The 1,819-nt window shown below is 68.5% G+C and carries 3 protein-coding genes; all 3 read left to right on the top strand.

The features are described 5' to 3' along the window. A partial coding sequence (locus AC2VOK_RS06905) for a hypothetical protein (protein WP_428899798.1) occupies positions 1 to 257 on the top strand: 257 nt, incomplete at its 5' end. A 322-nt stretch (positions 258 to 579) separates the two neighbouring features. Next, positions 580 to 879 carry a PE family protein gene (locus tag AC2VOK_RS06900; protein WP_421530273.1) on the top strand — a complete coding sequence of 100 codons (300 nt, stop codon included), beginning with the start codon at positions 580 to 582 and terminating at the stop codon, positions 877 to 879. Positions 880 to 894: 15 nt separating this feature from the next. Beyond that, positions 895 to 1,819: PPE family protein (locus AC2VOK_RS06895; RefSeq protein ID WP_428899797.1), on the top strand; the 925-nt coding region annotated here is incomplete at its 3' end.

Below are 1,819 nucleotides of genomic sequence, written 5' to 3'. Positions count from 1 at the left end.
CGGCCACCTGGGGCGGGGTCCTCGACCAGCTGGGCAACCTGTTGTTCGGCGGGCTGGAGTCCTACTTCGGTGTGACTCCCGCCGCGTTCGACCCCGCCGCCGCGTTCGACCCGTCCGCGCTGTCGCTGTCGTTCGACCCGGGGGCGCTGTCGACGTCGTTCGACCCAGCCGCGATCACCGACATCGGCTCGGTGCTGGCCGGCGACCTGGCGCCCAACCTGAGCACCTTGGCGCTGGATCTGCTCTCGCTGTTCTGAGTTCGGCCCTCGCGGGAGGTATTGCCGTGGCATCGGCCACGGCAATACCTCCCGCTTGGCGTCCGATCCCGTTGCGGCGCAGCCGAATCCGCCGCCGCGGTGCGGTCCGGCAGGAACTGTCCTGGTGCCCCTGGTGATCGTGTGACCAGACTGCTGAAAATCGGCTCACCAGAGCAGTCGCAGGGCTACGATGGAGGGATCCTCTGGACAAGGCGCCGATGGGGCTGGATCCGGCAGGCGCCCGCCCTTATCGTCGTGACCACGTGAAAACTTTATTCGCAGTTGCCGGGTCAGCCGGCCGATGTGTTGAAGGAGGTGGGGCGTGTCCTTCGTAACGGCACGACCGGAAATGCTGACCGCCGCGGCGGGAAGCTTGTCGACCATCGGATCCTCGATGGCGTCCAACAATGCAGCGGTGGAGGGGCCGACCACCGGCGTCCTGCCTCCGGCGGCAGACCAGGTGTCGGCGCTGTTGGCCACCCACTTCGCCGCGCACGGGTTGGCCTACCAGACCATTGCGTTGATGGCCAACCAGATTCATGAAGCTTTCGTGAGCGCCCTGTCCACCGGCGGCACGTCCTATACGGTGACCGAGGCGGCGAACGTGGCAGCGGCCGGCTAGGGACAGGCTGCCACCGTGTTCTTCTCGTTCCTTCCCCCCGAAGTCATCTCCGGGATGATGTACACCGGTCCGGGCTCGGGTCCGCTGGTGGCCGCGGCGTCGTCCTGGGAGTCGCTGGCCGGTGACTTGTATGCGACCGCGGGTTCCTATCAGTCGGTGATCGTGACCCTCACCAGCGGATGGACGGGCCCGTCGGCGATGGCGATGACGGCCGCGGCCGCGCCCTACGTGTCGTGGATGGGCGCCACGGCGGCGGCGGCGGCGGAGGCCAGCGCGCAGGCCAGCGCGGCGGTGGCCGCCTACGAGACGGCGTTCGCCGTGACGGTGCCCCCGCCGGTGATCGCGACCAACCGGGCGGTGCTCGCGGCGTTGATCGCGACCAACATCTTCGGCCAGAACACTCCGGCGATCGCGGCGACCGAGGGCGACTATCTGGAGATGTGGGCCCAGGACGTGGCCGCGATGAACGGCTACCTCGCCTCGGCGGCCAGTGCGCTGAAGATGCCTGGGTTCAGCGTGCCGCCGGTGATGACGAACCCGGCCGCCGGGTTCGCGCCGCTGCTGACCAGTTCCGGGGCCGGTGTGCTGGCGGCGCTGACCACGCTCGGTGCCGAGGTGCAGGCGGCGATGGGCTCGCTGACCACGTCGGCCCCGGTGGCCGCGCTGCTGAACGCCACCGGCCTGAGTTCGCTGACGAGCGGCGCCGGCCTGACCCAGTCCTCGATCTACCCGCTCGAAGCCGGGTACTACGCGATCATGATGGGCAGCTACCCGGCGCGCATGTTCATGAGCATGGGCGAATCGGCCGGTTCCACGGGGATGGGTGGCTTGACCGGCAGCGAGGGGCTGCTCAACAGCATCGGCCAGTTCGTCAGCACGAAGATGCAAACGGTGGTCGGCGGTATCACCAATCAACTCAGGACCTGGGGATCGAGCGTGT

This window comes from Mycobacterium sp. TH-M116 (assembly GCF_057473685.1).
The sequence above is the reverse complement of the archived record's forward strand: the minus strand, read 5'-3'. Positions and strand labels throughout refer to the sequence as shown.